This is a genomic window from Burkholderia guangdongensis (genome assembly GCF_013403875.1).
GTDB classification, from domain to species: domain Bacteria; phylum Pseudomonadota; class Gammaproteobacteria; order Burkholderiales; family Burkholderiaceae; genus Burkholderia; species Burkholderia guangdongensis.
In genome coordinates this window covers 185,180-208,555 of sequence record NZ_JACBNX010000006.1, presented here as the reverse complement: position 1 = coordinate 208,555, position 23,376 = coordinate 185,180, and the positions used below count along the sequence as shown (strand labels likewise).

Below are 23,376 nucleotides of genomic sequence, written 5' to 3'. Positions count from 1 at the left end.
TTTAAAAGAATATTGACGGTATCGGACGCTCGTTCTAAATTACTCCACACAATTCGTGACGGCAATCTCGGATCGTTCGCCATGATGACACTAGAGCCGCTGGGCCAAGTCAGCGAAGAGATAACCCAGCATTAGGCGTCGGGAGTTAGCGAGCAGGGCGGATAACGCGCAAAGCCGCTGTGATCGCTGACTCGGTACTCCGCTAGTCACCCGAATAGGGTCCTCGCACGTGGGGAACGACACCCCACACGCGCTCTTGCTCGTGTATGAGAGGAAAACGTGAGCTCCCTACCAGCCACGGACGGCGGATCCCCGCGCGTCATATTCATCGAACAGCTTGCCGACCTGATCGGCAAAACTCCCGCCACCATTCGCACCTTTGTTTCGAAGGCGCAATATCGGCACCTCATCCCTGCTCCGTTCAAAATGCCGCACAGCCGCAGGCTGTGTTGGTACGAGCACGAGGTTTTCGCCTGGATTGAACAGAGCCATCGGGGCCAGCAATGACGCGCCTCGCTGATACCAACAAGCCGGCTCCTTCTGCCACGACAGGCGAAACCGAAAACACTGCGGTTCTGCTGTGGGCAAAACGCGGGTGGATGATCGCATTCGCTGCGTGCCTGACGGCCGTAGTTCTCATTCACCCCTTCAACTGGATTTGGCTGGCTTCGGCGGCGGTCTGCTTGGTCATCGCCTTGAGCACGCATGAGCGTCTCAACGCCGTTAGAGGCGCTCCGTGTAGGTGGAGGGACGTATTCGATTATGAAGACCCCCTCACTGCATGGCTCAACAAGCGAACTTCCAACTCCCGAGAGGACAAGTGATGGACATGAAGCAAACCGCAAAATCAGCCGGGGTTGAGATCGCAAAACGCCTCTTCCTTCCGTTCTACGCGTTTCGAAAGAACGTGCAATCGTTCAAGGCAGCAAAGCAGCAGCACGACGAAAACATCGTCTACATCAAGGAGCTGTACGCACGCGCGAAACGAAACGCTCGCGCCGAACAGCAAGGCGAAGGCGATACCGCTAAGGAGCAGGGGTTCGAGGAAATGATGCGCAGCCGGTCCGTCGGCGCACCAAGCATTGCTGACCTGCAGCGACGGTTTCTCTTTCAGAAACGTCTCGCCATTGGAACCGGCGCGGTTTTCCTCCTGATGGCCGTCTATGCCCTTTCACGCGGCAACTTGTTCGGCATCTTCACGCTAGTGGCCGGGCTGCCGGTGATGTTCATGGCCAGCCTGACCGCGCAATTCCGCCTGTGGCAACTGCAAAACCGGCGGCTGTCGCGAGCTGAGCGTGGCGGCCTGAATGACTTCATGCGAGAGCCCGGTTGGTTTGTCAGCGTCATCGATCCGGAGCTCTGGAAACAACGGAAAGGAGAACGAGCATGAAGCGCAAAGCAGCACTTTTCATTGCCGCGCTCTTGAACGGTTTGGTCACGTTGCCCGCATTTGCCCAAAGCACGTCACTTGGGGAGATCACGCAGGCTGCGCAACGCTCAGGTGATCTCAGCCGGCAAGCCCTAGTCGGCGTCTTCGGCAACGTGGTGAACAACCCGCTCGCAACAGGTGGAGCTGGAGGCGGCGATACGATCTTCGCGAGTCTGTTCCAGGTGATGAACGGTGGACTACTTGTCGTCGGGGCCTTCTTCGCCTGCTATACGTGGTTCAAAAGGCTCTCTCAAGCCGCTCATAGCGGAGCGGTCTACGGAGAAAACAAAGGCACCATGTGGGGGCCGATCCGCCTCGTGTGGGGATTGGCATCGCTGGTGCCGACGGCGAACGGCTGGGCACTCTCGCAACTGCTGATGTTATGGGCCGCTTCGATTATGGGTGTCGGTATCGCCAACATGGGGACCGACGCAGCAATCCAGGCCTTTTCGGACGGGAAGGGCATGGTGCTGCAACCGGCAATGCCCAACACGATACAGCTCGCGCGAGACCTGTATCAGGCGAACCTGTGTATGCACGCTTACAACGCAAGCCTCTCCATGGTCGCCGCGAACGGGGGCTTTCCGCCGGACCAGAAGGAATACGTGCAGATCACATCAGGCACCCAAGGCCTCGTATTGCGTAACTCCATCGGCACAAAATACTGCGGTGGTGCGGATATCGATACGTCGAAGCTGACTCCGCAAGACCAATCCACCAATTGGTTCAGCGGCACCATTGATACAACCACGCTGTACCAAGCTCACCTGCAGGCCCTCGGAAACATGGAAACCGCGCTGTCGCCGGCGGCGCAAGCATTCGTCAACGCCGTTATCGATCAGCAAACGAACGCCAGCGCCATCCTTCCGGATGCAGAGGTAGCAATCCAGTCGGCCGCGCAACAATATGAGGCCACGATTCAGAGTCAGGCAGCGACAAGCACGGGCAACATCAGCAGCCTGGCCGGTCAGCTCAGTAGCTCGATCAAGGAGGCGGGTTGGTGGTCGCTCGGCGCGTGGTATCAGACGTTTGCGCAGGCCAATAGCAAGCTCTCCGATGCGGTGTCAGCCGTCGCTCGTGTTTACAAAGAGAAGGCGGGAGGGGACGTAGGCGTTTCCCAGCTGCGCGACCAGGTCGACAGGGCGTTCCAGCTTCAAGAAGCCGGCTCGACGACAGCCCAGCCGTTGGGTAACGCGGGAAATGCCAGTGAAAAAGATGGTGGTAAGGCCCTCAGCCAGATCTTCTCGGGCTTTGGACAGAAGATCATTGCCGCGATGAACAGCAGCGGAGAGGCAGAGCGTGGCACCGTAAACCCACTCATCAAGATGAAAAACCTGGGGGACTATGTATTGGGGGGCGTTGACGCTGCTTTCGGTACGTGGGTAGGCCTGAACGTAATTGTCGCGGGTGCGAATGCGAGCATCTGGGGCACACTGGCGAACTTCGCCGCCGGCCTCGGTGCATCTGCCGGAGCGGTACTGCATGCGACGGAGCCGATGTTGTTCACGCTGCTCATTCCGCTCCTGTTCATTGGTGCCGGCTTGTCTCTGTACCTGCCCATGATCCCGTTCATCACCTGGTTCGGGGCCGTCATCAATTGGCTCGTGATCGTGTGCGAAGCCATCGTGGCCGCTCCTCTGTGGGCAATGACGCACCTGGGCGGTGAGGGCGATGGCATGGGTCAACGCACGACGCACGGGTATATCTTCCTGCTAAACGTGACGGTGCGCCCGATCCTGATGGTTGTTGGCTTCTTCTCCGGCGGAGCCGTCCTGGTTGAAGGCGGAACGGTACTCACGAAATTCTTTGGAATCGCGGTCGCGAACGCCCAATTCGATTCGTTGACGGGCATCGTTAGCGTCATCGGGTACCTCGCGATCTATTTCATGCTTGGCGCGAATCTGATTCACACGAGCTTTAGCCTGATCTTCGTTGTGCCCGACCAAGTGCTCAACTGGGTAGGTGGCGTGGCGACGGCGACACTCGGCCGAGAAACGACTGGCGAAGTGCGAGGCGCGCTCGCGGTGTTTTCTAGCAAGCTTGAACGAATCATGCCGAGCACCCCCAAGCGCACCCCTGATAAAGGCGGAAGCCGCCCAGGTCAAAGCGATGGAATGCACTCTTGAGGAAATAAGTTATGCTTAATTTATCAATCGTGTTGGTTCCGGTCGTGCTGGCCCTCGTGTCGATCGTAGGCCTCGTCTTCAGTGGAATTGGGCTGTTCGTGGGCGTAGGCGTGCGCGACGGCATGCCGTGGATCGTAACGTCCGGTGCCGGGCTGGTCATCGCCATTGTCTGGATCCGGATGTTCGCAAGCCATCTGGCCGCGAAACTGCAGCGACAGGTTCAACGCATCGCCCCTCCGGGTTTTCATCCGGCCGTCGAGGCCAGCGACCCGACCGAAGGTCAATACGTAGGGATCTCGACGGAGACCGGGAGCGTGGTAGTCGTTGACAAGAAGAAGGGCATCGCCAAGCAGATGCCGATCGACAAGGTGTCGCGGTGGGAATTCGAAGATGCCCAACGGGGCAGCACATACCTCGTGCTGTGGTTCAACGATCATGCGTTGCCATCGACACGGGTGCTTGTACCACGTCGAAGTGTCGATGACACGGCATCGCGGTTGCAGTTGACGTTGGGGTTCTAGCAAACAAGACCGGGCCTGATGGCCCGGTTTTTCTATACGAGCGTGGCGCGGATCTCGTGCAACTCAAAGATCTCATGCTCCGCCACGCCTCGCCGGTGCAGCTTGAGCGCGGCCGCCGATCGCAGCACCTTGGTGCTCGAGCTGCTGCTCGAGCAACGGGCCCAGCAGAATCACCTAGCCTTCGGCATCGAGGGCCCGGAGCTGCGTCGGGCTCTCGAACGCCCAGCGGTCGAGGATCTGCCAGCCGCGGTAATGGAACGCTGGCCAGCGTAGCCGGCGTCAGCACGCCGGCCGCGATCGACAGCGGCCGGGCGGGTTCGCATGGGCTCTCCAATCGATCGCAGATAGGTGATCATCCGCGTGTTGTTGCCGATCGACGTCGACGGGAAGCCGCCGTTCTTCCGCAGCTCATCGACATGTTCCGGCGAAAAACCCATGTCGGCCAAGGCCGCATCGTCGTCCTTCGCAAGCGCTTTGTTGGCTGCACGCATGAGGTCGTTTGCCGACTGCATACGTGCGATTTCGATCCGGATTGCATCCGGACTGATAGCATACTCAGTTGCCATGTCATCACCTCTAGTCTAGGTGGTGTTGTGGAAGTCCCGTCCGCGTGTTCCAGCACGCGGGCGGGGCGTCTGATCCGAATCAGGTAGACGGTGGGGCCTCCTGGTCCGGCTGCTGCTCGCCGAGCTCGGCGAGAATATCGGGCTGTAGCTCGAGCTGGCCAGCGTAGACCAGCGGTGTGCCGCAGCGAGTGTGATCGTCACTCATTGCCTTTCCTGATCCGTGCCTGTAGCTCGACTCGTTTCCTGGCAAAGCTAGCTTCTGCTTCTTCATTGGATACCCATTTGGTATTCGGATCGTCCGCCTCTTCAAGGCCCCTGCTAACCTCTTCCGAATACCACTGGTCATAGGCTGCTGCGTCGGCAAGCAACTGCAACGTAGGCTCGTGTCGAGTGGTGACCCGCTCGAGGATCAAGCAGTAAGCCTGCAGCGGCGACAGCCCTTGCTCGGCCAGAATGGCCGCCGCCTCGTCGTGGAGCACGTCGATCCGCGCCTTGGCCTCGTCGTCGGTCATGATCAATACCTCGCTTCCTTTTGGTGTCGGACGGTCAAGATTTGCCCAAGTCATGGCTTGCTGGGGCGGCGGGGCGTTTGCCGGTGAAACTGCTGCGCTGCGGCCGCTTCCCTGGCACGCCGCAGCGCTTCCTGCTCGGTGTCTCGGAGCCGGACCTCAATTCGACGTTCGACCATGATGTCGATCGCGCGTCGCTTGAATTCTTCGCTGCCCGTGAGCTCGAATGTGCCCCCGTACTTTTCCGCTGCCAATTGCAGCGCAGTCGTGATTGATACGTCGTCGCGTTTGCCTTTTGCGAGCACGTCAATACGTCGCCCGAGATCGATGAAAGCGTCGCGGCCGTCGTCCAACCGATAGATAACGGCTCCGTCCCGGCGAACGCGGAAATGCAGTCCATCAGCGACGCTTCGTGCAACCGGATCGACATCGTCAACATAAATGATGCCGTCGGCATCATCGTTGGCCAGCGCTCGCACCAGCTCTCGCGTCCGTCGCTTCTCACTGTAGACGAAGCCGCGTAGCTGGCCGATAGCCGCACTGTCGCCGGCGGCCGCCTGGCGCTCGACCCACTCGCGGTACGACAGTCTGCGATTCGTCGGGTCTGCGCATAGTGCCTCACGCTCCCTGCGGATCTCGCGTCGCAGCCGATCGCGGTCCCGCAGCGTCTCGAATGCAACGACGCTGTACAGCACCTTGCGGGCCGAAGCATACGGGACAGTCTCTCGGATCTCGAGCCTCTTCTGGCGGGCAGCTTCGCGGATATCCGAGAATCGCTGCCGCACGGTAGCCGGGTCGAGTCGGCGATATACGAACGCACTCTTGTAGTCACCGTATCGGGCGCGCAGCTCGCGTCGCGCTTGTGCGCGCTCCTGGCGCCGATCCTCCCGCATCTTCGGGTCACGTTTCGGCGGTCGATCCTTGTCGTAGGTCAGAACAGCACCGATCGTCGACGCGGACGGCTCGAACGGCCCGATCCGTTTGGTCAGCCGCGCTTTACCCAGCGCCTCGTGCATGTCGCTGGCCTTGATCGGCGTCGTCGCGACGGCCGCGAGATCATAGATGGCGAAGCCATGCCCCTTCTCGCGGATCTCGAGCCCGTACTTAGCGAGCAGATTGTGCAGTTGACGCCACGTCAGCTGGTCATTTTTCAGCGCGGCCAAGAGCGCTTTGCGCGGCTCTCCGCGCGCATAGGTAAACAGGCTTTCCTGATCAGCGTGCCGCTCCATGTCGGCCGCCGGCGTCGGTCGCTTGCCTTTCGTCGCAGGGTTTTTGCTCGCCCAGTCGATGACGAAGTGACCGCTGCGTTGAAAAACGGCGTAGGGGCCGTTGTCGTGCTGCCAGCCGTATCGGAGCTCGAGCTCGCGCATCGCGCGATCCAGCTTGAAATAGTCGCGCTCGGGATAGACCGCCGCGAACGTATCGGGATTCACGCGATTCACGGCAATGTGCAGGTGCGTATTGTCGGTGTCGCGATGCACGGCAAAAACGTACTGGTGATCCGCCATGCCGACGGCATCAAGCGCGTGTGCGCCACATTCGAACGCCTGTGCATCGGACGGTGATTCATTCGCCGGCCAAGACAAAACGACGTGGTACACGGCGTCCTTAACCCGGGCATTCTGGATCGCCACAGCCTCCATTTCAGCCGCAGCAGACGACAGTGACAAGCAATTGTGTTCGCACGCGACGCCAGTTGGCGTTACGAGACGTTCGGCTTGGCCGAGGAGTCGCCCGGACCAGAGTTCTGCGAGGGCTTCCGCTTCGGCCTGGCTATGCGCTGGCTGAATCGCTTTTTCCTCGAGCCCAAGAAGGGCACGCCGCGAACGTGCCTTTTGTTGGAAATCGCGATCAATTTTCGGCGACTGTCGAAGGTAGTTTGCTGCTGCCCGAAGATGCTCTCGAGCACGCTGAAGAGTCTTGAGATGTTTTTCCCGATCGAGTGGGGCGCTGGGATCAACTTCGTCGCCCAGATATTTCCTCTCTTCATCGCGATTGGTGATGTATTCCACCAAGTCCTTGAAACTCGATTTCAGGTCTTCTCGTCGCGGCGGGATTTTAGCCAACATTTTCAGTCACCGATGCGGGCAATTGCCTCACGAATTTTGACGAGGATGGCAGCGTATTCTTTCGACAGCACTCCGCCGCCTTCATTGAACAGATGCTTCTGCAGACCACCGAGGCGGCAAAGCTCGTTCAGGATGTGCGTATCGATCTTCGTGCGCGTGCGACGGCCAAGCGCTGCCGCGAGCACGAATTGGCCGACGCTCATGCCGCAATCGCGTGCCTTCTCCCGGACCGAAGCTTCCTCGTCTTCATAGCACCGAATTGGTGGAAGCATGCCGGTCCTCCTTCGTTGTTCGCTCGTACTCATTGTTACGCCCTCTCTCTCGAAGTCAGGGTCTCGGGGCGAAGCCCTGAGCAGGGACGGTAGGCTGCGCATAGGGAGTGAAACGACTGGTGCGCTGCCGGTTGGAATGGCGCCAATTTGGCGGTATTACAAACCCTACCCTGTCACCGAAGTTACGCTGTTGTTTGTGGAAGTTTGAAGGTAGCTCGCGTGAACAATTTTTTGAAGCAAAATCGAAGGGTGCGAAGAGGGACTCCGAATAGTTCAAAGCAACTCTTTTCGGCACACTACTCGGTGGATGAAAATGTGTTGTTTCTGCCAGACAAGTGCCAATCAATACGATGGCTTTCGACTGACACGCGAGTCGCGTTCGCGGCCGATACATTGCACACCAATGGAGATATGTCGATGAACATCACGGATCGAGCCGGTAGCGTCCCAAGCGGCGCATTGACGGACGATCAGCTAAGCGATCTCGAACTGGCAGAGGATCTCATCGACACGATGTACAGCATCGTATGGAGTCGCATCTGCAAACAACGCGCGATGCGCGAGCAGAGTGCAGCATCCATCGACGATTTGCGAAAGGTGCTGAGGCAGTGCGATCGCGATCGTCGTTTGCTGAGATTTCATCGACAAGATCTGGTTGCGATGCAAACAATCATCAAGCAATACGGCGCTGGAATACGCGATCAGTTGGCGATGCATTGAAACTTGGATGGAAGGTTGTCGAGGACGTAGACGATACGCGACGTGCCTGGAGCTATGCCGCTGCGGTAGACGCTGGCTTCGACCCTCGGTCGTGTGCATGGAGCGACGTTCCGGAGGGCTCGTGGGCGGCTCGTCTCGACCTAGCCAAACGAGAGCCGATAGGAACGCGGCCGAGTGCAGAAGCCGCCAAGAAAGGCGGATGCGAGAACGTGAGCGCCCAGAGGTTAAGGAACGCCTCAGACCCGGCTTTCTTGGGGAGGCTGCTGCTCGTGTACCCGCTCGCGCCCAAATGGCTTTGCGGGCGTTCGAATGCATAGGTCGGGCATCCTTCACACGCTGATGGGCTGAACCATCGGACGCAGCCTTTGGAACTCGCCAGCGTCGCCGCGGGCTTGGGGGCAGGGAAGGTGGCATAGGCCCGCTTCCTGATTCCTTTCGCTAAGGCTGCCTATTCCGCGCCAGTCAATGACCCCTTTGGCCGGTGCTCCCCCGTTGGGTGCTCGCCGTTCTGGCTGCATGTGGCTTCTGCGCCTGCCATTGTCAGCCTCTGCACGTGGAGCTACGCGCAACCAACGCTTAGGAAGGTTCGAGGCCGCTCCGGCGTTAAAGATTTTAAATATAGGGTTAAATCGCGCGCGCGTTACGGTTTTCCCAAACCAATGCTGTCGCGGGTCTCCGCGCAGGTTGTGCATCTAAATGCACGTACCGTGTGCATCTGAAAGCACGTGCTAATTCACAGGCCTCATGCATGTGAAAGCACGTGCCGATTCACAGAAACGGGTGAATTATCCACAGCCCGAAAGCACGTTCTTTCTCGGGCGTTTATGCTTTTTGATGCTACCTACGAGGTCGGCAATCTCGGCCTTGGCACCTTTCGGGCCGCGGGCGTAGAACGTTAGCGCGTCCGCGTCGGCGTCAAAGACCACCCGGTAGTCGGGCAACTCGTTGGACGCTGCAAGCTTCTTCACGTCTCCCCGGAAGTTTCGCAATTGCGCAGTGCTACCGCTCTTCTCGTGCAGGGTCTTGAGGCTCACGCGCCATTTGGGCTGTGCTCCGCAGTGCTTGCGGGCCAGCTCGTAGATGCGTCGGTCTATCGGCTTACGCAGGCGGAAATAGTCACGGCTGAGGGTCAATACGTGCATGGCTTCTACATTGCGAAACAGCCAGTCGGGCAAGGTCACCTCCATTGCCACCATGCGGCCGTCGCTGTCGCGTTCGACGACCTTTGCCGAGTCAACCAACCCAAAGAACCCGCGCTCCCGTCTGCCGGCCGTCTCGATGTTGGTCTCGATTCGCGTGCCGGTGAGCCGTCCAAGCATTTCGCCCATCCGCCTATAAGTAGTCCCACTGGCGCGACCCTTGGTGCGCCGGTTTGTCACGCGCAGGAAGTCGTATGCGGTGAAGCGCACCGTGCGCGTGATCTCGCGACCACGGTTCTTCGCTTCGACCCACTGGCTAACGCAGTAGATCCAAAGGTCTTTGTCGTGAATCGTTGCACACCCGTAGGTGCCCGGCATTACCTTGACGATCGTGCCGTTGCGCTCGTAGGTGCGCACTCGCATATCCCCCGCCTTCAGCGCGAACAGCGGATGTTCCATACTAGCCAGGTCATCCTTTGGCGCAGCATCGAGAATGTCGGCTACGAAGAAATCTCGCTGGCGTAGACGGTCGGGGGAAAGATGGTTCGTCCCTCGTTCCTTGAATCCTGAATGGCTGGGGTGGCCTACATTTGTGTGGAATTGACAGTCCGTTCTTGCCTCGGGCGCTGATCTCTGTACGCCCTGGTCGGATTCCGCCAAAACGCCGAGCATCCCTTGAAGACTCGTCATTGCGAACCTCCAAGGCTGTGCCCGAACCCCTGTCTCTTGGCGTCGCCCTCAATCCATCCCGAAAAGTACGAAAGTGGGTCGAGATTCTGCGGGCACGGAGTCATTGGGCGACCCGCCTCGCCGGCGTCAAATCCGGCTTGCCATGCCGATGGGTCGATTTGAACCATCATCGTCATTGCGCGCCTCCTGCCAACCCGAACGGGGATGTGGCTTGGGGCGCGTTTGCCTGAGTTTGCAGTTTCGCTACCTGCTGGACCTTCGTCGGCCGGCCTCGGCGGGGGCGCCGATTGGTGGGGTTGGACGGGTCATCAGCACATTGCCGATCGATGAACGCTGCAACATCAACCAGGCGGAAAGCGCGTTTCCGGCCGACTTTGAACGACGGGACAGGGTATGTGCCGGCGCTCAGCCGGTTACGGATGGTCTGGGGGGCTTCGCTGGTGATCTCTGCCACCTGTGCGACGGACAGGGCGGGCGGATACAGCGACGATAGATATGCGAGCGAGGTGCCAGCATGACTGGCGGCGGACAGAGGTTTGGAGCGTTGCATGGACGTACGCCTTCTGCAATCGCCCCATCGCCTGCCGTACGGGTCAGGTGGCAAAAGGAAACGTACGTATTCATCAACGGTGCCCCCGCGCCCAAGGGTATGTGCAGATGTCGCGGTGTGCGGCGCTGTGTGTTCGTTCCGGTCTTGCAGCTATCCTCTCAGGGAAGCGTCCGCGCGCGCATCTGTACATTGAGTCGGTACTCGCCATCGATCCGTTGATTTCTCGATGGTTTTCCTCGCAGGTTCTTCTTCGTTCCACCGGGGCCTGCTCCGACGGCAGAACGTCCTCAAAGAGGCATCAGTGCTCTGTCGCTGGCTCTGCCCGGAAACGTCAACCGGGGTTACTTCCGGTCTGACGGTCTGCTAACGCAGATTAGGGAGCAAGCTGGCCAATTAGCGACAGCCAAAGCGCTGACTAACCCGATTGTACCGGGCTGTACCGATATAATTCAAATCTCGCGAGATGAGAAGCGCGCCTGACGTGGTTTCGACGAACTATCCAGGGCGGACTGTCCGCCAAACCAACGGGCCATCTACGGCGGGAACAAATTCATGACCTCGACAGAAAATCAGATCGAACAGGACTTGATCACCAAGCTCGGCGACCTCAAGTACAGCTACCGGCCCGATATCCGCGATCGTGCCGCTCTCGAAGCCAACTTCCGCGCGAAGTTCGAGGCGCTCAACCGGGTTCGACTGACAGACAGCGAGTTTCAGCGCCTGCTCGACGGCATCATTACGCCCGACGTTTACAACGCCGCTCAGACGCTGCGCAACATCAACAGCTTCGAGCGCGACGACGGAACGCCGCTGAACTACACCCTTGTCAACATCCGCGACTGGTGCAAGAACGACTTCGAAGTGGTCAATCAGTTGCGTATCAACACCGACAACAGCCATCACCGGTACGACGTGATGCTGCTGGTCAACGGTGTGCCGGTAGTGCAAATCGAGCTAAAGACCCTGGACGTCAGCCCGCGTCGGGCCATGCAGCAGATCGTCGATTACAAAAGTGCCCCCGGCAATGGGTACGGCAAGACGCTGCTGTGCTTTGTCCAGCTCTTCATTGTCAGCAATCGCACCGATACGTGGTACTTCGCCAACAACAACGCGCGCCACTTCAGCTTCAATGCTGACGAACGCTTCTTGCCGGTTTACCAGTTCGCGAGCGAGGACAACAAGAAGATCACGCAATTGGACAGCTTTGCCGAGAAATTTCTGGCTAAGTGCACATTGGGGCAGATGATCAGCCGGTACATGGTGTTGGTGGCCAGTGAGCAAAAGCTGCTCATGATGCGGCCATACCAAATCTATGCCGTCAAGGCCATCGTGGACTGCATCCACCAGAATTGCGGCAATGGCTACATCTGGCACACCACCGGCAGCGGCAAGACGCTAACCTCGTTCAAGGCCTCGACCCTGCTCAAGGACAACCCGGACATCGACAAATGCTTGTTCGTGGTGGACCGCAAAGACCTGGATCGCCAGACCCGAGAGGAATTCAACCGTTTCCAGGAAGGCTGCGTCGAAGAGAACACCAACACTGAAACGCTGGTGCGCCGCCTGCTGTCTGACGACTACGCAGACAAGGTTATCGTCACTACCATCCAGAAGCTGGGTTTGGCGCTCGACGGCACCAACAAGCGCAACTACAAGGAACGCCTTGAGCCACTGCGCAACCAACGCATGGTGTTCATCTTTGACGAATGCCATCGCTCGCAATTCGGCGAGAATCACAAGGCCATCAAGGAATTCTTTCCCAACGCCCAGTTGTTCGGCTTCACCGGCACGCCCATCTTCGAGCAGAACGCGAGCTATCAACAAGTCGAGGGGCAACAGGCCAGCTACCGCACCACGGACGACCTCTTCCAGCGCTGCCTGCACCAGTACACCATCACCCACGCTATCGAAGACCGCAATGTCCTGCGCTTCCACGTGGACTATTTCAAGCCCGAGGGCAAGAACCCGCCTAGGCCTGGCGAAGGCTTGGCCAAGGCGAAGGTCATCGAAACTATCCTCGCCAAGCACGATGCTGCCACCAACGGGCGTAAGTTCAACGCCGTACTGGCCACTGCCCGCATCAACGACGCCATAGAGTATTTCGAGGCGTTCAAAACGCTTCAAGCCAAGAAGCTGGAAGAAGACGATACCTTCCAGCCGCTGAACGTCGCTTGCGTATTTTCCCCGCCCGCCGAGGGCAACAGGGACGTGCAGCAGATTCAGGAAGACCTGCCGCAGGAAAAGGAAGACAACCAAGAGGACCCGGAGGGCAAGAAGGCCGCGCTCACTCGCATCATTGCCGACTACAACGCTCGCGTTGGCACTAACCACCGTATCGGCGAGTTCGATCTGTATTACCAGGACGTGCAAAAACGCATCAAGGATCAGCAATACCCCAATGTCGATCTGTCGCATGCCCAGAAGATCGACGTCACTATTGTGGTGGATATGCTGCTCACTGGCTTCGACTCCAAGTACCTCAATACCCTGTACGTGGATAAGAACCTCAAGCACCACGGGCTGATTCAGGCGTTCTCCCGTACCAACCGCGTCCTCAACGACAGCAAGCCCTACGGCAACATCCTGGACTTCCGTCAGCAGCAAAAGCCCGTGGAAGAGGCCATTGCGCTCTTCTCCGGCGAGAAAATCGACAATCCGCGCGAGATCTGGCTGGTAGACCCTGCTCCCAAGGTCATCGACAGCCTGCAGACTGCCACCCAGAAGCTGGCCGACTTCATGCAATCTCAGGAGCTGGCCAATGCACCGGAGGAGGTGGCTAACCTCAGGGGAGACGCTGCGCGTAGCCAGTTCGTCAATCTGTTCAAGGAAGTACAGCGCTTGAACACCCAGCTCGACCAGTACACCGACCTCTCCCAAGAGCAAAGGACGCAGATCGCCGGAATCCTGCCGCCCGATCAGTTGCAAGGCTACAAAGGTGCGTACCTCGAGACAGCCAAGCGTCTCAAGGAGCAGCAGGACAACAGCGAGCAAGCCTTGCCCGAGGTGCAGCAACTCGATTTCGAGTTCGTGCTGTTTGCCTCCGCTGTCATCGACTACGACTACATCATGGGGCTGATCGCCCGCATGACGCAGCAAAAGCCGGGCAAGCTTACCCTCAGCCGCGAGCAGCTCATCGGCTTGATTCAATCCGACGCCAAATTCATCGGCGAGCGCGAGGACATCGCCGACTACATCCGTGGCCTGCCGGTAGGCCAAGCGCTGGACGAAGCCGCCATTCGCGCTGGGTATGAGCGCTTCAAGGCCGAGAAGAAGGCCCGCGAACTAGTCGACATTGCCACCAAACACGGGCTCGAAGGTGCTGCGCTGCAGGCCTTTGTCGATGAGGTACTTCGCCGCCGCATCTTCGACGGCGAACGCCTGAGTGAGCTGATGGTACCGCTCGGGTTGGGCTGGAAGGCCCGCACCCGGAAGGAACTGGCGCTGATGGAAGACTTGACGCCGCTGCTGCGCAAGCTCGCCCAAGGACGGGAGATTTCGGGACTGAGTGTGTATGAGCAATAAGGACAAGAGCGCGATGAGCGAAGAGAAAAACGAAAAGCGGGCGCTTGTGCCACGGCTCCGGTTTCCTGAGTTCCGGGATGCGGGGGAGTGGGAGACCGTGCCAATGGGGAGTCTGTTGGTGCGAAATCCAGAATATGGGGTGAATGCACCAGCCGCTCCCTATTCGGAAGATCTTCCAACTTACTTGAGGATCACCGACATTGACGATGATGGTCGTTTTCTCTCCGAGTCAAAAGTTTCGGTGGATATTGTTGCAACAGATGATAACTATCTAGAGTCGGGGGACATCGTCCTTGCTCGCACCGGAGCGAGTGTTGGCAAGTCATACAGATACCGAAAGGAAGATGGTAGGCTCGTGTTCGCAGGTTTCCTGATAAGAATTAGACCGGAACCGAAGAAGGTTAACTCTATATTTTTAGCCAATTTTCTCACCACACAACAATACTGGAGTTGGGTCGGTGTGACGTCTGCGCGAAGTGGTCAGCCTGGAATAAATGGGACAGAGTATTCATCGTTACCCGTTCCGGTGCCATCGAACGAGGCGGGCAATAACGGCTTATCAGAACAGCAACGCATTGCTGACTGCCTCTTTTCCCTTAACGAGCTGATCGCAGCGGAAGGCCAGAAACTGGGCACTCTCAGGACTTATAAGAAGGGTCTAATGCAGCAGCTTTTCCCTCGTGAAAGCGAGACCCTTCCCCGTCTGCGCTTTTCGAAGTTTCAGAACGCGGGGGAGTGGCAAAAGCGAAAAATATCAACCTTGCTCAATAGGTCGATTAATCCGGTCGATGTAGACGCAGGCGCAATGTATCAGGAAGTTGGCATTCGCTCGCATGGAAAAGGGATATTTCACAAAGAGCTTGTGAGTGGAAAATCGCTAGGAACGAAAAGGGTATTTTGGGTTAAAGAAGATGCTTTTGTCGTAAATATTGTTTTCGCTTGGGAGCAAGCTGTTGCAGTAACGTCAGCAGCGGAAAAGGGAATGATCGCCTCTCATCGGTTTCCTATGTATACGGCGAAACCAAACAAGACGAATGTCAACTTCATAAAGTATTTTTTTCTTACGAAAAAGGGGAAGGAATTGTTGGGAATAGCTTCCCCCGGAGGCGCTGGGAGAAATAAGACTTTGGGGCAGAAGGAATTTGAAAATTTGGAATTTTTGCTGCCGAGCACTGTTGAAGAGCAAAATGAAATTGCGAATTTTCTTTCTTCAATAGACACGCTGATTGCGATCCAAAGCCAGAAGGTCGATGCCCTGAAAAACCACAGGAATAGCTTGATGCAGCAACTATTTCCTATGCTGAATGAGGTGGGGGGATGACAACGGACCAAGCCTTCGCCGACTTGCCAGCCCTGTCTGCGCAATTGCGGCAGGTGTTGGAAGAAAAGAAGGCCATCCTGCTTTATGCCTACAACGGCACCGGCAAGACACGGCTGTCGATGGCATTCAAAGACATTGGCAAGGAGGGCGATGCACGCGACACCCTCTATTTCAACGCCTTCACGGAAGACCTGTTTCACTGGGACAACGATCTGGACGGCGACAGCGACCGCAGGCTCACGCTCAATGGCACATCGCGCTTCTTCGCCGGCTTGGCCGAATTGGAGATGGATAACCGCATCCGCCCGTTGTTGCAGCGCTATGCGGACTTCGATTTCCGCATCGACACGCAGGAGTGGGTAGTGCGTTTCTCGCGCACGGTGGACGGGCAAGTGATCGACAACATTAAGGTCTCGCGCGGTGAGGAAAACATCTTTGTCTGGTGTTTTTTTCTTGCCGTCGTCGAGCTGGCTATGGACTCGGAGATGGAGGTTTACCAGTGGGTCAAGTACCTCTATATCGACGACCCGATTTCGTCGCTGGATGAGCACAACGCAATTGCTGTGGCTAGTCACTTGGCTCAACTTCTCAAGCGGCCCGACAGCAAGCTCAAGACCGTTCTATCGACGCACCACACGCTGTTCTTCAATGTGCTGTGCAACGAGCTGAAGAATGCTAAGCGATATTTCATCAACAAGTGCTCAATCGGTGGCGGTTACGTGTTGCGGGAAGAAAAGGGGGACACGCCGTTCTTTCACCACGTCGCCGCCTTGGCCGAGCTGTATCAGGCCGCGCAGGAAGATCGGTTGTTCACACACCATTTCAACATGCTGCGCACGATCTTGGAGAAGACGGCGAGCTTTCACGGACACAAAAACTTCTCGGTTTGTATTAAGCGAGAAGACGACGATCCGGATGGCATCCTGCACACCCGCCTGATCAACATCCTGAGTCACGGCAATTATTCGCTCTACGAGCCGCAGCAGATGCTGGACGAAAACAAGATGTACTTCAGGAAGATCCTGCATGACTTCCTAAACCGGTATCCCTTCAATCCCGAACTATTCCCTCAGCCTGCTGAGGCAGCCGACGCGCCATGACCGAATTCGAAAAACAGAAACTGGGCAAGACCCTCTGGGCCATCGCCGATCAACTGCGCGGCGCGATGAACGCGGACGACTTTCGCGACTACATGCTGGCTTTCCTGTTCCTACGCTACCTGTCTGATAATTACGAGGCCGCCGCACAGAAGGAACTGGGGCCGGACTACCCGACCCAGCTCGACAGCTCGGTTTCCACGCCGTTGCAGCTTTGGTATGAGGGTAATTCGGAGGATGTGCCTGAATTCGAAAAGCAAATGCGTCGCAAGGTGCATTACGTGATCGAGCCGCAATACCTGTGGGGCAACATCGCGAAGATGGCGCGCGAACAGAGTAAGTACCTGTTGGACACGCTTCAAAAGGGCTTTGAATACATCGAAACAGAATCCTTCGCCAGCACCTTTCGGGGACTGTTTTCCGAGATCAACCTGGCCTCGGACAAGCTCGGGAAGAATTACGACGAGCGCAATGCGCGCTTGTGCAAGATCATCAGCGAAATTGCGAAGGGTCTGACGCAATTTTCCACCGACAGTGACGCGCTGGGCGATGCCTACGAATATCTGATCGGCCAGTTTGCCGCCGGCTCCGGCAAGAAGGCCGGCGAGTTCTATACGCCTCAACCTATCTCCAGCATTCTCTCGGCCATCGTAACACTGGATGGACAGGAGCCCGCCACAGGCCAGCGTAAGCATATGGACAGCGTGCTGGACTTCGCCTGTGGCTCGGGATCATTGCTGCTCAATGTGCGCCACCGCATGGGACCGCACGGCATCGGCAAGATTTACGGCCAGGAAAAGAACATTACCACCTACAACCTGGCGCGCATGAACATGCTCCTGCACGGTGTGAAGGATTCGGAGTTCGAAATCTACCATGGTGACACCCTGCTCAATGAGTGGGACATGTTGCGTGAGACCAACCCGGCCAAGATGCCGAGGTTCGACGCAGTGGTGGCCAACCCGCCCTTTAGCTACCGGTGGGAGCCCACCGAAGCACTGGCCGAGGACGTGCGATTCAAGAATTACGGCTTGGCACCCAAATCGGCTGCGGACTTTGCCTTCCTGATGCACGGCTTCCATTTCCTGAAGCAAGATGGGGTGATGGCCATCATCTTGCCGCATGGCGTGCTGTTCCGAGCTGGCGCGGAGGCGCGCATCCGCACCAAGTTACTCAAAGACGGCCACATCGACTCGGTGATCGGCCTGCCCGCTAACCTGTTCTTCTCCACCGGCATTCCGGTATGTATTCTGGTGCTGAAAAAGTGCAAGAAGCCGGACGACGTGCTGTTCATCAACGCAGCTGAGCATTTCGAGAAGGGTAAGCGGCAGAACCAGTTGCTGCCCGAGCACATCGACAAGATCATCGACACCTACAAGTTCCGCAAGGAGGATGCACGCTATTCGCGGCGGGTGGGTATGGAGGAAATCGAGAAGAACGATTTCAATCTGAACATCTCGCGCTACGTGAGCACCGCAGAAGCCGAGGAAGGGGTCGACCTCGCGGCGGTGCATTCTGAACTGGTTTCGCTGGATAAGAAAATCAAATTGGCTACCGAGCAGCACAACGGATTCCTCAAAGAGCTGGGACTGTCTTTGCTGCGGTGATTACCCACGGGCCGACGCTCCAAATCTGCTCCACTTGACTGCGGATTTTTTCGGTACGATACCAAATCCCAGCGTGTACTCGGATCTACCGAAATTTGTGCACGGCCCGAAATATTCGGCAACCAATTGATTTTCAAGGGTTTTGATCCGTTTCTGAAAAGCTCTTCGGAATCAAGACCTTTGCTCAGATGGAGCGAAGCGGGTTGAAACCTCATTCGCAATGCGAAGGTCGTGAGTTCGATCCTCATCCGCTCCACCATAAATTCCAGTAAAAACAACGCACTACGTCTCGCGATGTAGTGCGTTGTTTTGCTTTCGGGTGCAGAGTTTCGCGCTACGCGTGTGGCAAATTTTTGGCAGACCGCTCGCGCCGGAGCCTATCCGGAACCTTGTGTGTGAGGCATAAACTGATGGCCAAGGAGCCACTTTATGCCACGCAAACGCAAGGAAGAAGTGACGATTGAACCGGGCAAGGGCTTGAACCTTGACCCGGAGCTGATCAAGCAACTGGTGCCCGGGACGCTGGACCGGGCGACGCTCAACGAGCAGCTTGCCGCGCTCAAGAAGGCGATCTTCGAGCGCGCACTGGGCGGCGAGTTGGCCCACCACCTGGGCTACGAGAAGGGCGAAGCCAAGCCGGCTGGCAGTACAAACCACCGCAATGGCACGAGCCGCAAGCGCGTTGCGACCGACGACGACCTGCTCGACGTCGAGATTCCCCGCGACCGCGAAGGGACGTTCGATCCGGTGCTGATTGCCAAAGGCGAGCGGCGCTTCACCGGATTCGACGACAAGATCATCGCGATGTACGCGCGCGGCATGAGCGTGCGGGAGATTCAGGGCTTCCTGCTGGAGATGTACGGCATCGAGGTGTCGCCGGACTTCATCAGCACGGTCACCAACGCGGTGATCGACGAAGTCCGAGAATGGCAGCAGCGGCCGCTCGAGCCGATGTATCCGGTGGTGTTCTTCGACGCGTTGCGCGTCAAGATCCGCGACGAAGGCGTGGTTCGCAACAAGGCGATCTACCTGGCGCTGNCGACGACCTGCTCGACGTCGAGATTCCCCGCGACCGCGAAGGGACGTTCGATCCGGTGCTGATTGCCAAAGGCGAGCGGCGCTTCACCGGGTTCGACGACAAGATCATCGCGATGTACGCGCGCGGCATGAGCGTGCGGGAGATTCAGGGCTTTCTACTGGAGATGTACGGCATCGAGGTGTCGCCGGACTTCATCAGCACGGTCACCAACGCGGTGATCGACGAAGTCCGAGAATGGCAGCAGCGGCCGCTCGAGCCGATGTATCCGGTGGTGTTCTTCGACGCGTTGCGCGTCAAGATCCGCGACGAAGGCGTGGTTCGCAACAAGGCGATCTACCTGGCGCTGGGCGTGCGCCGCGACGGCACACGCGACGTACTCGGNGATTGCCAAAGGCGAGCGGCGCTTCACCGGGTTCGACGACAAGATCATCGCGATGTACGCGCGCGGCATGAGCGTGCGGGAGATTCAGGGCTTCCTGCTGGAGATGTACGGCATCGAGGTGTCGCCGGACTTCATCAGCACGGTCACCAACGCGGTGATCGACGAAGTCCGAGAATGGCAGCAGCGGCCGCTCGAGCCGATGTATCCGGTGGTGTTCTTCGACGCGTTGCGCGTCAAGATCCGCGACGAAGGCGTGGTTCGCAACAAGGCGATCTACCTGGCGCTGGGCGTGCGCCGCGACGGCACACGCGACGTACTCGGCCTCTGGATCGAGCAGACCGAAGGCGCCAAGTTCTGGTTGCGGGTCGTGAACGATCTGAAACTGCGTGGCGTGCAGGACATTCTGATCGCCGTCGTCGACGGCCTGAAGGGCTTCCCGGAAGCGATCAATTCCGTGTTCCCGGAAACGACAGTTCAGACCTGCATCGTGCATTTGATCCGGAACTCGCTCGACTTCGTGAGCTGGAAAGATCGCAAGGTAGCCGCCGCCGCGCTCAAGGAGGTGTACCGGGCGCCGACGGCCGAGGCGGCCGCCGTGGCGCTGGACGCGTTCGACGCCGGCCCATGGGGCACGAAATACCCGCCAATCGCCGCACTCTGGCGGCGAGCCTGGGAGCAGGTCATCCCGTTCTTCGCCTTCGCGCCGGATATCCGAAAAATTGTATATACGACCAACGCCATTGAGTCGCTGCACATGCAGCTTCGGAAGATCATCAAGGCGCGCGGTCACTTCCCGTCGGACGAGGCCGCGCTCAAGCTGATCTGGTTGGCCCTGCGTAACGTCGTTGCCAAGTGGACCGGCTCCCGGCACGATTGGAAAGGCGCGATGACGCAGTTTGCACTGCTTTACCCGGAGCGATTCAATATCGGAATCTGAGTCTCAACCCGCCTCACACACGAAATTCCGGATACCTCCCGAGCGACCAAAGAAAGGTGTGACCAAATACCTCCCCGAGCGTGATCGGGTCGTGTTCGCAAGAAATGACACCAACATGCAAGGTCTTTGTACAATCCATCAAGACACGCGATATGCCGCGCGTCAAGACTACAGCGAGCAGCGCTGTGCCGATTGCGCCACCGGCACGCTGTATCGCGTTCAGTCCACTCGTTGCCCTGGCAACCTCATGCTTTCTCAATGTGCCTAGTGCTGCGCTTGTTGCCGGCATCATCGTCGACCCCTTGCCAAGCCCCTCGATAAATAGCGCAACTTCAATGCTCCAGATTGGCGTTGTGTTGCCTATCATACTCAGGATTAGAATGGAAAGGGTAATACACCCGATTCCCACCAGAACGACTTTACCAGCGCCGATTTTGTCGGTGAGATAGCTCGCCAATGGCATCGACGTTACTGCTCCCAGTGCCTCCGCAGCCATCAGGACACCAGTGTCGAGGGCCGAATATCCGCGCACCATCTGAAAATACAGCGGGAGCAAAATCGAAATGCCGAAAACGGCCGCGCTCAACAGAAAGGTGGTGCAGGCGGCACTCGCAACGACCCGGCGACCAAACAGCCGTACATCAATCAACGCGTCGTCGCGGCGAAGAGCGTGCACAACGAATCCGCCGATCATTGTCAGACCTCCGATCACGCAGCCAGCGTCAATAAGCGACTTGAAGCCACCCGCAGATGTGGTTTGAGCAAGGCCATAGACAAAAATTGCGAGGCCTGGCGAAAGGAGGAGTACGCCGAGCCAGTCCAAAGTGTGGTGTGGTTTTGGCTCGTCATGGTCGAGCACGCGATGCGCGGCATATAACGCAACTACACCAACAGGAAGATTAAGGAAGAAGATCCAGCGCCAGGAAACATCATCAACCAGCCAGCCGCCCAAAGTCGGTCCCAAAATGGGGCCCAGCACAATTGGTACGCCTACGATGCCCATCAGGCGTCCCATTCTTTGCGGGCCGGCGATGTGGCTAAGGACCATCATACCGGTTGGCAGAATCATCCCGCCGCCCAACCCTTGTAGCACGCGGAACAGGATTAGTGTCGACATCGACCAAGCGGCCCCCGACAGGGCCGATCCGGTTACAAACACCAGAATCGAAGCCAGATAGAGGCGCTTAGTACCGAAGCGGTCGGCCGCCCAACCCGTAAGGGGGATGATCGTGGTGAGGGCCAGCATATAGCCGGTCGAGACCCACTGGGTCATTTCCAGCGGTGTCTGGAAGGCCTTCGTTAGTCCGCGGATTGCGACATTAACGACAGTCGTGTCGAGAATCGACATGAAGGCGCCCAGAACGACTACGCCAGCAACACGTAGCACATGCGCATCGAGTGTGTCAGACGATTGAGAATTCGAATGGGTGAGACGATAAAGAAGCTGCGCAATACTCACGAAACCTCCTCGAATTCGCGTCTCATCAATTCGCATTTGCGCTCGGCAGCGTTGACAGCGGCGGTCGGCTCTCCCATTTGGATGGCCTGGGCGATTTCCAGGCTGCAAGAGCGCATCGCTGATGCAATGTTGGATGAAAACTGCGCCATGTCCGCCAATGTTTTACTGAATACGGATTGCAGAGCAAAGCTTCGCACGAAGATGGCGAGAATCGGGTTGTCCATGATGTCGAGAAGTGCGTTCTCGATGTCGATAAGGTCGATCAATGTGGCAATTTTTTTTGAAGGAAGATCTTTGGTCGAAGAATGCGGGGTGCCGCTGTTGCGTTCGGCGGCCAGGCGGACCCCCTCTGTCACGAGTTTGCTCGCAAGCTCGAAGTTTTGCGCAGGAGAGATGCCGCGACTCGCGACACCGGAACTAATCAGACGGACGACGGCCCCAATCCTGGGCGGCGTGCTGATTACACCGCCGCTGCGTCCGCGGCAACACGCAACGATGCCGAGGTCCTCGAGAATCCGCAGGGCAGGGCGGACGATCTCCGCGGCGTAGCCGTAACGGGCACCAATGTCCCACTCCGAGCCGAGCTTGAACGATTCCTCTGTGCCGTGCGACAGAATTTCCTCGACGATCATGCCTGCCAATCGTCCGGATGACTTTTTCAGGTCGAGAAAGGTGGTTGTCTGGACGAAGCTGGTCTGATTCATCGACTGGCTCACTCCAAACCCGTCGAGCGGCTGTACGTGGTTCCGGACCAGGCGACACGCGGTATCCGCATCACCCGACCGGATCGCCTGGATGAAGGCGTTGTCCGGTGGCTCTGTGTAGATCTCAGCCGAAGGGGCTGCCTTCGCGTGATCGGCGGCAGCATAGCGTTGCTGTACGTCATCAAGAAGATCCATCAGGAAAGCAATCGTTTGATCGCCGGAGGCTCGCGCTAGTTGGCGGTAAAAGGCCGATTTCGACTCCTGGCGGGCAATTGGCTGCACATCGCGATACTCAAAATGCCCCCCTCCTCCGATCAGTGAGCGGACGGCAAGCTGGCAAACAATGATGCGAGCATCGCGCAGGGCGTGCAGCGGGGTGTGGCTGAGGGCCAGATACAGAATGAGCGCGTCAGTGGTGTCATTCAATCTTGGGCGGGAGACATATAGGCCGCCGCCGACGCCTCGCCGGACATCGATGAGCCGGCGCGTTTGCATGATGGTGATTGCTTCTTGGCAGGCCTTTCGGCCGACGCCGAATCGTTGACGCAGTTCGGAAACCGAACCTATCAGATGGCCTTCCGGCCAGTCACCGGCAGATAGATCTTCCATCATTGCAGCCACAGTTTCATGGGCCAGTTTACGTGGCCTGCTGCCGGGGCCGACGATGCGCTCACTAAACTCACGTCGAACGTCATTTCTAGGCCTTGAAAAGTTCAT

At 57.9% G+C, this 23,376-nt stretch carries 18 protein-coding genes and 3 pseudogenes; 12 read left to right on the top strand and 9 right to left on the bottom strand.

What is annotated here, in order from left to right; all coding sequences use genetic code 11:
- Positions 1-279: 279 nt before the first annotated feature.
- From HZI36_RS08520 to HZI36_RS08505, 4 genes are all read left to right on the top strand, one after another.
- Complete coding sequence (locus HZI36_RS08520) at positions 280-507, top strand: helix-turn-helix transcriptional regulator (RefSeq protein ID WP_179402198.1); 228 nt, start codon at positions 280-282, stop codon at positions 505-507.
- Positions 508-823: 316 nt separating this feature from the next.
- Positions 824-1,390: a hypothetical protein gene (locus HZI36_RS08515; protein ID WP_246327005.1), complete on the top strand. Its 567-nt coding sequence runs from the start codon at positions 824-826 to the stop codon at positions 1,388-1,390.
- Positions 1,387-3,555: a DotA/TraY family protein gene (locus tag HZI36_RS08510; protein WP_179402196.1), complete on the top strand. Its 2,169-nt coding sequence runs from the start codon at positions 1,387-1,389 to the stop codon at positions 3,553-3,555. Before HZI36_RS08515 ends, HZI36_RS08510 begins: the two co-directional genes overlap by 4 nt.
- Positions 3,556-3,566: 11 nt before the next feature.
- Positions 3,567-4,076, top strand: a complete 510-nt coding sequence (locus tag HZI36_RS08505) for a hypothetical protein (protein WP_179402195.1) — start codon at positions 3,567-3,569, stop codon at positions 4,074-4,076.
- Between the two features lie 170 nt (positions 4,077-4,246).
- On the opposite strand, the gene HZI36_RS26940 is transcribed toward HZI36_RS08505, so the two are convergent.
- From HZI36_RS26940 to mobA, 5 genes are all read right to left on the bottom strand, one after another.
- On the bottom strand, positions 4,247-4,642 hold the full coding sequence (locus HZI36_RS26940; RefSeq protein ID WP_246327004.1) for a hypothetical protein: 396 nt from the start codon (positions 4,640-4,642) through the stop codon (positions 4,247-4,249).
- Between the two features lie 79 nt (positions 4,643-4,721).
- Positions 4,722-4,847 carry a hypothetical protein gene (locus tag HZI36_RS27210; RefSeq protein WP_017844250.1) on the bottom strand — a complete coding sequence of 42 codons (126 nt, stop codon included), beginning with the start codon at positions 4,845-4,847 and terminating at the stop codon, positions 4,722-4,724.
- Entirely contained in the window at positions 4,840-5,154 is a 315-nt protein-coding gene (locus HZI36_RS08495) for a hypothetical protein (RefSeq protein WP_179402194.1), read from the bottom strand. The genes HZI36_RS27210 and HZI36_RS08495 overlap by 8 nt, the downstream gene beginning before the upstream one ends.
- A 50-nt stretch (positions 5,155-5,204) precedes the next feature.
- Positions 5,205-7,220, bottom strand: coding sequence for a TraI/MobA(P) family conjugative relaxase (gene traI / locus HZI36_RS08490; protein ID WP_246327003.1), 2,016 nt, complete (start codon positions 7,218-7,220; stop codon positions 5,205-5,207).
- A 2-nt stretch (positions 7,221-7,222) separates the two neighbouring features.
- Positions 7,223-7,492 carry a plasmid mobilization protein MobA gene (mobA, locus tag HZI36_RS08485; protein WP_218883739.1) on the bottom strand — a complete coding sequence of 90 codons (270 nt, stop codon included), beginning with the start codon at positions 7,490-7,492 and terminating at the stop codon, positions 7,223-7,225.
- Positions 7,493-7,909: 417 nt separating this feature from the next.
- Between mobA and HZI36_RS08480 the strand changes: the two genes are divergently transcribed.
- Complete coding sequence (locus HZI36_RS08480) at positions 7,910-8,212, top strand: hypothetical protein (protein ID WP_179402192.1); 303 nt, start codon at positions 7,910-7,912, stop codon at positions 8,210-8,212.
- 785 nt (positions 8,213-8,997) lie between these two features.
- Here HZI36_RS08480 and HZI36_RS08475 read toward each other — a convergent pair.
- Complete coding sequence (locus HZI36_RS08475) at positions 8,998-10,023, bottom strand: replication initiator protein A (protein WP_179402212.1); 1,026 nt, start codon at positions 10,021-10,023, stop codon at positions 8,998-9,000.
- Between the two features lie 190 nt (positions 10,024-10,213).
- Positions 10,214-10,591, bottom strand: coding sequence for a helix-turn-helix transcriptional regulator (locus tag HZI36_RS08470; protein WP_179402191.1), 378 nt, complete (start codon positions 10,589-10,591; stop codon positions 10,214-10,216).
- 552 nt (positions 10,592-11,143) lie between these two features.
- On the opposite strand from HZI36_RS08470, the gene HZI36_RS08465 reads away from it, so the two are divergent.
- The 7 genes and pseudogenes from HZI36_RS08465 to HZI36_RS08435 all read left to right on the top strand — a co-directional run.
- Positions 11,144-14,113, top strand: coding sequence for a type I restriction endonuclease subunit R (locus HZI36_RS08465; RefSeq protein WP_179402190.1), 2,970 nt, complete (start codon positions 11,144-11,146; stop codon positions 14,111-14,113).
- The gene (locus tag HZI36_RS08460; protein WP_179402189.1) at positions 14,103-15,434 is read left to right on the top strand and encodes a restriction endonuclease subunit S; all 1,332 of its coding nucleotides are present in this window, start codon (positions 14,103-14,105) and stop codon (positions 15,432-15,434) included. Before HZI36_RS08465 ends, HZI36_RS08460 begins: the two co-directional genes overlap by 11 nt.
- On the top strand, positions 15,431-16,534 hold the full coding sequence (locus tag HZI36_RS08455) for an AAA family ATPase (protein WP_179402188.1): 1,104 nt from the start codon (positions 15,431-15,433) through the stop codon (positions 16,532-16,534). Before HZI36_RS08460 ends, HZI36_RS08455 begins: the two co-directional genes overlap by 4 nt.
- Complete coding sequence (locus tag HZI36_RS08450) at positions 16,531-18,138, top strand: type I restriction-modification system subunit M (RefSeq protein WP_179402187.1); 1,608 nt, start codon at positions 16,531-16,533, stop codon at positions 18,136-18,138. The genes HZI36_RS08455 and HZI36_RS08450 overlap by 4 nt, the downstream gene beginning before the upstream one ends.
- Positions 18,139-18,567: 429 nt before the next feature.
- Positions 18,568-19,176 (top strand): annotated as a pseudogene (locus HZI36_RS08445) (IS256 family transposase); the annotation flags it as partial.
- Positions 19,177-19,184: 8 nt separating this feature from the next.
- A pseudogene (locus HZI36_RS08440) lies at positions 19,185-19,556 on the top strand (transposase); the annotation flags it as partial.
- Between the two features lie 4 nt (positions 19,557-19,560).
- Positions 19,561-20,496: pseudogene (locus tag HZI36_RS08435) on the top strand (IS256 family transposase); the annotation flags it as partial.
- Between the two features lie 13 nt (positions 20,497-20,509).
- Here the strand turns inward: HZI36_RS08435 and HZI36_RS08430 are convergent.
- A complete protein-coding gene (locus HZI36_RS08430; protein WP_218883737.1) occupies positions 20,510-21,955 on the bottom strand; it encodes a DHA2 family efflux MFS transporter permease subunit in 1,446 nt (481 codons plus the stop codon).
- On the bottom strand, positions 21,952-23,376 hold the full coding sequence (locus tag HZI36_RS08425; RefSeq protein WP_179402185.1) for an FCD domain-containing protein: 1,425 nt from the start codon (positions 23,374-23,376) through the stop codon (positions 21,952-21,954). Before HZI36_RS08425 ends, HZI36_RS08430 begins: the two co-directional genes overlap by 4 nt.

Bases quoted from the DNA above. Each gene is read 5' to 3' on its own strand.
- HZI36_RS08480 (WP_179402192.1), top strand. From the start codon at position 7,910: ATGAACATCACGGATCGAGCCGGTAGCGTCCCAAGCGGCGCATTGACG.
- HZI36_RS08425 (WP_179402185.1), bottom strand. From the start codon at position 23,376: ATGAACTTTTCAAGGCCTAGAAATGACGTTCGACGTGAGTTTAGTGAG.
- HZI36_RS08510 (WP_179402196.1), top strand. From the start codon at position 1,387: ATGAAGCGCAAAGCAGCACTTTTCATTGCCGCGCTCTTGAACGGTTTG.
- HZI36_RS27210 (WP_017844250.1), bottom strand. From the start codon at position 4,847: ATGAGTGACGATCACACTCGCTGCGGCACACCGCTGGTCTACGCTGGC.
- HZI36_RS08460 (WP_179402189.1), top strand. From the start codon at position 14,103: ATGAGCAATAAGGACAAGAGCGCGATGAGCGAAGAGAAAAACGAAAAG.
- HZI36_RS08475 (WP_179402212.1), bottom strand. From the start codon at position 10,023: ATGCTCGGCGTTTTGGCGGAATCCGACCAGGGCGTACAGAGATCAGCG.
- HZI36_RS08505 (WP_179402195.1), top strand. From the start codon at position 3,567: ATGCTTAATTTATCAATCGTGTTGGTTCCGGTCGTGCTGGCCCTCGTG.
- mobA (WP_218883739.1), bottom strand. From the start codon at position 7,492: ATGCTTCCACCAATTCGGTGCTATGAAGACGAGGAAGCTTCGGTCCGG.
- HZI36_RS08465 (WP_179402190.1), top strand. From the start codon at position 11,144: ATGACCTCGACAGAAAATCAGATCGAACAGGACTTGATCACCAAGCTC.
- HZI36_RS26940 (WP_246327004.1), bottom strand. From the start codon at position 4,642: ATGGCAACTGAGTATGCTATCAGTCCGGATGCAATCCGGATCGAAATC.
- HZI36_RS08450 (WP_179402187.1), top strand. From the start codon at position 16,531: ATGACCGAATTCGAAAAACAGAAACTGGGCAAGACCCTCTGGGCCATC.
- traI (WP_246327003.1), bottom strand. From the start codon at position 7,220: ATGTTGGCTAAAATCCCGCCGCGACGAGAAGACCTGAAATCGAGTTTC.
- HZI36_RS08515 (WP_246327005.1), top strand. From the start codon at position 824: ATGGACATGAAGCAAACCGCAAAATCAGCCGGGGTTGAGATCGCAAAA.
- HZI36_RS08455 (WP_179402188.1), top strand. From the start codon at position 15,431: ATGACAACGGACCAAGCCTTCGCCGACTTGCCAGCCCTGTCTGCGCAA.
- HZI36_RS08470 (WP_179402191.1), bottom strand. From the start codon at position 10,591: ATGCAACGCTCCAAACCTCTGTCCGCCGCCAGTCATGCTGGCACCTCG.
- HZI36_RS08495 (WP_179402194.1), bottom strand. From the start codon at position 5,154: ATGACCGACGACGAGGCCAAGGCGCGGATCGACGTGCTCCACGACGAG.